Origin of the sequence: Actinomycetospora chlora, assembly GCF_039542135.1 — a bacterium.
GTDB lineage: Bacteria > Actinomycetota > Actinomycetes > Mycobacteriales > Pseudonocardiaceae > Actinomycetospora > Actinomycetospora chlora.
In genome coordinates this window covers 1-6174 of the sequence record NZ_BAABHO010000101.1, presented here as the reverse complement: position 1 = coordinate 6174, position 6174 = coordinate 1, and the positions used below count along the sequence as shown (strand labels likewise).

Here is a 6174-nt window from a genome sequence, read left to right as displayed (position 1 = left end):
TAGCCGCCCTCGGCCAGCGCGGCCAGGGCGAGGCCGTCGAGGGCGGTCGCGGCGAGCCGGGCGAAGCCGGCGGTGCGGGCGACGGCCAGGGCGCGCTGCAGCTCGGCCCGCGCGGCGGACGTGTCGTCGCGGGTGAGCAGCGACCGCCCGCGGGCGAGGTGCAGCAGCCCCGCGAGCCCGGGGTCGTCGGGCACGGCGGTCGCCGGCGTCGGGGCAGCGCCCGTGAGCATCTCGACGGCGGTCCGCAGCCCCGCCAGCACGGGATCGGGTGCCGCCGGCCAGACGGCGCGGGCACGGTGCAGGCGCGCCGCCGCGGCGGGGAGCTCCCGCGCGTCGACGTGCGCGAGCGCCGCGACGAGGACGAGGTACGGGTCGTCGTGCACCACCGTCGGGCCGAGGTCGGAGAGCGCGAGGCGCAGCGCGGGGAGCTCGCCGTGCAGCAGGAGCGGGACGGCCACGCGGCGCAGCAGGTCGGCGGTGAGGGCGGGGTCGCCGGCCTCGCGGGCGTGGCGCAGGGCGTGGACGGGCTCGGCGTGCCAGGCCCACCACCGGGCCGCGGTCGCGTGCTGCCCCCGGTGCCGGTCGGGGCACCGGCGGGCGAGATCCGCGGCGAGGTGCGAGCGCAGGAGGGCGTGCACGCGGTGCGCGCCCGGCTCCGCCCGGTCGAGCCGCTCGATCATCCCGAGCCCGTGGGCGAGCTCCTCGAGCCGGCGGGCGACGTCGGGGTGCCCGGTGAGCTCGCGCGCGAGCGGCGCGGGGAGGCGGTCGCAGACGCTGATGTCGCCCAGCAGCTCGCGGTCGTCGGGCGTGAGACCGGCGAGGAGCTCACCGCCGAGGTAGTCGGCGACGGAGCGCTCGTCGCCGGAGAACCGGGCGAGGAAGGACGCGGAACCCTCGTCGCCGCGGCGCAGGGCGAGCACGGCGAGCCGCAGGCCGGCGGCCCAGCCCTCGGTGCGCCGGTGCAGGACCGCGACGTCGTCGCCGCCGAGGTCGACGCCGCAGGCGGTGGCCAGCGCGGCGGCCTCCCCCGGCCCGAAGCGCAGGTCCGCGGCCCGCAGCTCGAGCAGCCCGTCGTCGAGGCGGAGCCGGGGCAGCCCGACGGCGGGGTCCGAGCGCGCGGCGAGCACCAGCGACACCCCGGCCGGGCGGTCGCGCACCAGCCGGGCGAGGGCCCGCGCGCCGCCCGGGCGGTCGGCCACGACGTGGACGTCGTCGAGCACGAGCCGGACCGCGGGGCGGGACGTCGCGAGGGCGTCGAGCAGCGCGTCGGCGAGGTCGAGGCCGCCGGCGCCGGCCGCGACGCGGTCGGCCAGGGCGTGCAGCGGGTCGCCCGCGGGGACCGCGCCCGTCGCCAGCACGCCGGCGAGCACGGCGGCCCAGAAGCGGTCGGGCTCGGCGTCGTCGCGGTCCAGACCGACCCACGCCGTGACGGGTCCCTCGCCGCGCCGGGCCCACTCCGCGAGCAGGACGGTCTTGCCGGAGCCCGCCGGCGCGACCACGGCGACCAGGCGGCCGTCCCCGGCCGCGGCCAGGCGTCCCGAGAGCGCGGGCCGCGGCACGTGCCACGCGGGCAGCGCCGGCACCGTCGTCCTGCTCGCGGGGATCCGGACCATGCACGCAGGGTGGCGCCGGGCCGGGTGAGGCGGCGTCCTACGCGGAGGATGAGGCAGATCGGGTGACGGCCGCCGCGGGGCTGACCACTCAGAGCAGACCGAGGGCGCGGGCACGGTGGACGGCCTCCCGGCGGCCGGTGGCCCCGAGCTTGCGGTACACGGACCGTTGGTGGGTCTTCACCGTGTTCACCGAGACGTAGAGCTCGGCCGCGATCTCCGGGTTCGACAGCGTGCTCGCGAGGTAGCGCAGCATGGTCGCCTCGCGCTCGGTGAGGGGCTCGACGGGCGCCGCGCGGGAGGTGCCCGGCAGGGTCCCGGTCAGGGTCCCGGTGAGGCGCTCGAGCAGGTCGACCGCGAACGTCGCGGCGCCGCTGCCGCGGTCCACGCGCCGGCGCAGCAGGTCGGCGAGCGCCGGCTCCGCCAGGAACGGCCGGCGCAGCCCGAACGGCGCCGCGGCGAGCAGCGCGTCCTCGAGCAGGTCCAGGGCGCGGTCCGGTGTGCCCCCACGCTCGGCGGCGAGCGCCGCGACGACGCCCGCCTCCGTCCGGACCCGGGGGAGCGCGCTCGCCGTCGTCGCGCCGAGGGCCCCCTCCACCCCGTCGTCGCCGAGGTGCAGCCGCAGGCGGGCCGCGGCCACGAGCCCGGCCTCGGTCACGGGCGGGCCGAGGCGCGCGGCCAGCGCCCGGGCCGCCGCGGGGTTGCCGCCCCGGGCGAGCAGGTCGGCCTCCCCGAGGTGCCACCGCTCGGTCAGCGGCCGCGGGGGCGTCCAGGAGCCGGCCCGCGTCCGGGCGAGCCGGAGCTGGGCGAGGGCGTCCTCGTGGTCACCCGCGAGGTCCCGGCGGCCGGCGAGCACGAGGGCGCGCGCCAGGACGACGTGGGGCTCGGGGGCGGCCTCCTCGACCTCCGAGAGGCGGGCCACCCACCGGTCGGCGTCGTCGAGCTCGTGGCGGTCGAGCGACGTGCGCGCCATCGCGAGGTAGGCGGCGGCGATCTGGGGTGCACGTGTCCAGCCCGCGTCGGTGGCGACGGCGACCACCTCGCGTGCCCGCCGGTCGGCCTCGTCGAGCTCGCCGCGCTCGCACACGAGCAGCGCGAGGTGGGCGGCCGCGTTGACCCGGGGGAACGAGGCTGGTCCGGGCTCCTCCGCGGACTCGCGCAGGTGGGTTTCGGCCGCCGCCGTGTCACCGATCCACATCTCGGCCGTGCCGAGGTTGGCCAGGACGACGGTCGGCACGATCGCGGGGTCCACCACGCCCCACCGGTCGAGGGTGGGCACGTCGACGCTCACCGAGCGGAAGGCCCGGACGGCGGCGTCGAGGTCGCCGGACCGCCGGGACTCGGCGCCCTCGACGAGGGCGTGCTGCAGGTCGAGGCGCTGCCGGCGTGTCCCGGTGAGCGTGTCGGCGCCCCGCCGGACGGCGGCCAGCAGGGACCGGACCTGGGTGGGGACCCCGAGGACGGCCCGGGCCCCGGCCAGCCCGACGGCGAGCTCGGGGTGCTCGAGCAGCACCGGGTGCGGGACGCCGGCGAGCACGCGGGCGACCTCGTCGGCGGACCCGCGCAGCAGCAGGGAGATCGCGTGGGCGCCGAGGACGTCCGCGGCCAGGCCCCAGAGCTCCCCCCGCACGGCCGAGCGCAGCGCCTCCAGCGGCATCGCGTGCCGCAGGAACCACTCGGCGGCGCGGCGGTGCCGGTCGCGCCGGGTCCGGCGGGGCACCGGGCGCGCCCGCAGGAGGTCGAGCACCAGGCGGTGCAACCGGTACCAGCGCCCCGGGTGATCGAGCGCCTGGACGAACAGGTGGGACGCCGAGAGCTCCGCGAGCCGCGCCTCGCCGTCGTCCCGTTCGGTGAGCGCGTCGGCGAGGTCGGCGCAGACGAGGTCGACGACGCTGATCCGCTCCAGGAACGCGACGAGCTCGGACGGCTGCCGTCCGAGTACCTCCTCGAGCAGGTAGCCGGACACGCTGTGCGTGTCGCCGGAGAACACGGCGACCGCGGCGTCGAGGTCGGGACGCCCGGCGAGGTCGAGGGCGGCCAGGCGCATGCCCGCCGCCCACCCCCCGGTGCGGGCGACCACCTCGCGCACGTGCCCGTCGCCGGCGGGCACGCCGAGCTGCGCGAACAGGGTGATCGCCTCGTCGTCGCGGAAGGCGAGGTCCTCGGGCCGGACCTCGGCGACCAGGCCGGCCAACCGCAGCCGGTGCAGCGGCCAGGGCGGGTCCCGGCGAGTGGTCGCCACGACCGTCAGCCCCGGCACCGGCCGCTCGGCCAGGCTGCGCAGCCCCGCGTGCACCGCGGCGGACGTGATCTCGTGGAGGTCGTCGAGCACCACCACCACGCGCCCCTCGGCGAGCCGCAGCGCGTGCGCGAACAGCCCCGGCAGCTCGTCGGGGTCGCCGGCCCGGCCGTCGAGGCGGCGCAGGGCGGCCGCGGCCGCCGGTCCCGCGTGCGGGCCGACCGCCCGGGCGAGCGTGTCCCAGAACGACCGCGGGTCGTTGTGGGACGGGCCGAGCGTGACCCACGCGGCGCGGCGGCCCCCGGCACCCGCCGCGAGCCACGACCCGACGAGCAGCGTCTTGCCCCACCCGGCCGGCCCCACGACGAGCGTCACGGCCGCGTCCGCGGTGTGGCGGTCGAGCAGCGCGTGCAGCCGCGGCCGGTCGACGAGGTGCGTCGCCACCGGGACCGCGTGCTCGGCGTGGTCACGTGCGGCGCGCGGGGCCGGCAGCGGGGCCGGCGGGGACGGCGGGGACGTCCACGGGCCCTCGATGACGGGGGCCGCGGGGTGCTCCGGGGAGACGGTCACGGCGCCACCTCCCGGGCCGGTGCGGACGCGACGGCGTCCCGGTCGGGTGCGTAGGTGCGCGACGCCCGGTGGAAGCAGACCGACGCCGCGACGCCGAGCGCGGCGACCAGGGCGAGGGCGGTGGCGAGGCCGAGCGCGTCGCCGAGGGCGCCGGTGAGTACCGGGCCGACGGTCAGTCCGAGCAGGTTCTGGGCCACGACGAGCACCGACACCGCGGTCGCCCGGACGCCGGGGTGGGTCACGTCGACGACGGCGGCGACGGCGGGCCCGACCGGCGCGGTGACGGTCGCGGCCCCGAGCAGCAGGAGGCCGACCTGCCCGGGACCGGCCGGCACGACCGCGAGCGCGGGGACGAGCAACGCGCTCGCCGCGAGCGCCGCGACGGCCGGCCCCCGCATCCGCGACGGGTCGTGGCGCGCCGCCCGGTCGGCGAGCACGGCCCCGCCCACCGTGCCGGCGGCCCCGGCGAGCATCACGACCGCCGCCAGCTCGCCCGCGCCGGCGGGGCCGAGCCCGAGGTCGCGCTCGAAGTGGGTCGGCAGCCAGGTGTAGAACGCCGAGGCCACGACCAGCATCAGCGCGATGCCGGCGACGGCCGCGACGACGGTGCGCGTGCGCAGCACGCCCGCGACCGCGCGGCGACCGCGTGGGGCCAACCGGACCGTCGGGTAGTCGCGCACCCGCAGCACCGCCAGCGCCAGCAGCACCCCCGGCACGGCCAGCATCCCGACCGCCCAGCGCCAGCCCCACTCGGCCGCGACGACGCTGCCCAGCGCCATCCCCACCACCGTGCCGAGCGGTCCGGCGGCCTGGAACACGCCGAGCGCGGTCGCCCGGCGCCCGGCGGGGAAGGACGTCGCGAGCAGGGCACCGCCGGCGGGCCCGTACCCGGCCTCGCCGGCCCCCAGCCCCACGCGGGCGGCGAACAGCGCGGCCGGCCCCGGAGCGAGGGCGGAGGCCGCCGCGGCGGCGCTCCAGACCGTCCCCATCACCGCGATCGCGCGCGTCCGGCTCCACCGGTCGACCACCCCGGCTACGGGCAGGGCGCCGAGCCCGACGGCGAGGGTCACCACCGCGACGAGCGCGCCGAGCGTCGTGTCGTCGAGGTGCCACTCGGCGCGCAGGGCGGGGAACGCGGCGACGAGCACCTGGCGGTCCGCGAAGTCGACCGCCATCAGCGCGGTGAGCAGGGCGAGCACGGCACGGGGCGACGGTCCGGCGCGCCCGCTCATCCGAGGAGGCCCTGCTCGTGGGCGACGAGCACCGCGTCCCGGCGCGTGGTGACGCCGAGCTTGCCGTAGAGCGCGCGGACGTGGGTCTTGATGGTGTTGATCGAGACGTCGAGCTCGTCGGCGATCTCGTCGAGGCTCTCCAGCGACGGCAGCCGGGCGAGGACGTCGTGCTCGCGCCCGCTCAGCGCGATCCCCGCGGGGGTGGCGGCGCCCGCGGCCAGGGCGCGGGCGACGAAGGTCGACCGCGGCGCGCCGGCGGCCAGCTCGTCGACGAGCAGGGCGCGCACCGCGCCGTCGGCGTGGGTGAAGGGCCGCAGGGCGCCGGTGGGCTCGGCCAGGTCCACGGCGTGCCGGGCCGCCGCGCGGGCCCTCGGGCGGTCGACGCGCGCCAGCCGTCCCCGGCTCTCCAGCAGCCAGGCCTCGACGTCGAGCGCGTCGGGGGTGGGGTGCGGCCGCCGAGCCAGCAGCGGGGCGAGGGCCGCGCGGGCCGCGGCGTGCTCGCCGGCGGCGGCCGCGGTCCAGG

The 6174-nt window shown here is 79.6% G+C and carries 4 protein-coding genes; all 4 read right to left on the bottom strand.

The features are described 5' to 3' along the window. The coding region (locus ABD994_RS30720) for a winged helix-turn-helix domain-containing protein (RefSeq protein ID WP_486303757.1) at positions 1–1613 on the bottom strand (1613 nt) is incomplete at its 3' end. 88 nt (positions 1614–1701) lie between these two features. Further along, the gene (locus ABD994_RS30715; RefSeq protein WP_345425362.1) at positions 1702–4419 is read right to left on the bottom strand and encodes a winged helix-turn-helix domain-containing protein; all 2718 of its coding nucleotides are present in this window, start codon (positions 4417–4419) and stop codon (positions 1702–1704) included. Then, entirely contained in the window at positions 4416–5651 is a 1236-nt protein-coding gene (locus tag ABD994_RS30710) for an MFS transporter (RefSeq protein WP_345425359.1), read from the bottom strand. Before ABD994_RS30710 ends, ABD994_RS30715 begins: the two co-directional genes overlap by 4 nt. Continuing rightward, positions 5648–6174, bottom strand: a 527-nt coding sequence (locus tag ABD994_RS30705; protein ID WP_345425356.1) for a helix-turn-helix transcriptional regulator, incomplete at its 5' end; no start/stop codon positions are given. The genes ABD994_RS30705 and ABD994_RS30710, both read right to left, overlap by 4 nt.

Coding starts and splice junctions, on each gene's coding strand:
- ABD994_RS30710 (WP_345425359.1), bottom strand. CDS start 5,651: ATGAGCGGGCGCGCCGGACCGTCGCCCCGTGCCGTGCTCGCCCTGCTC.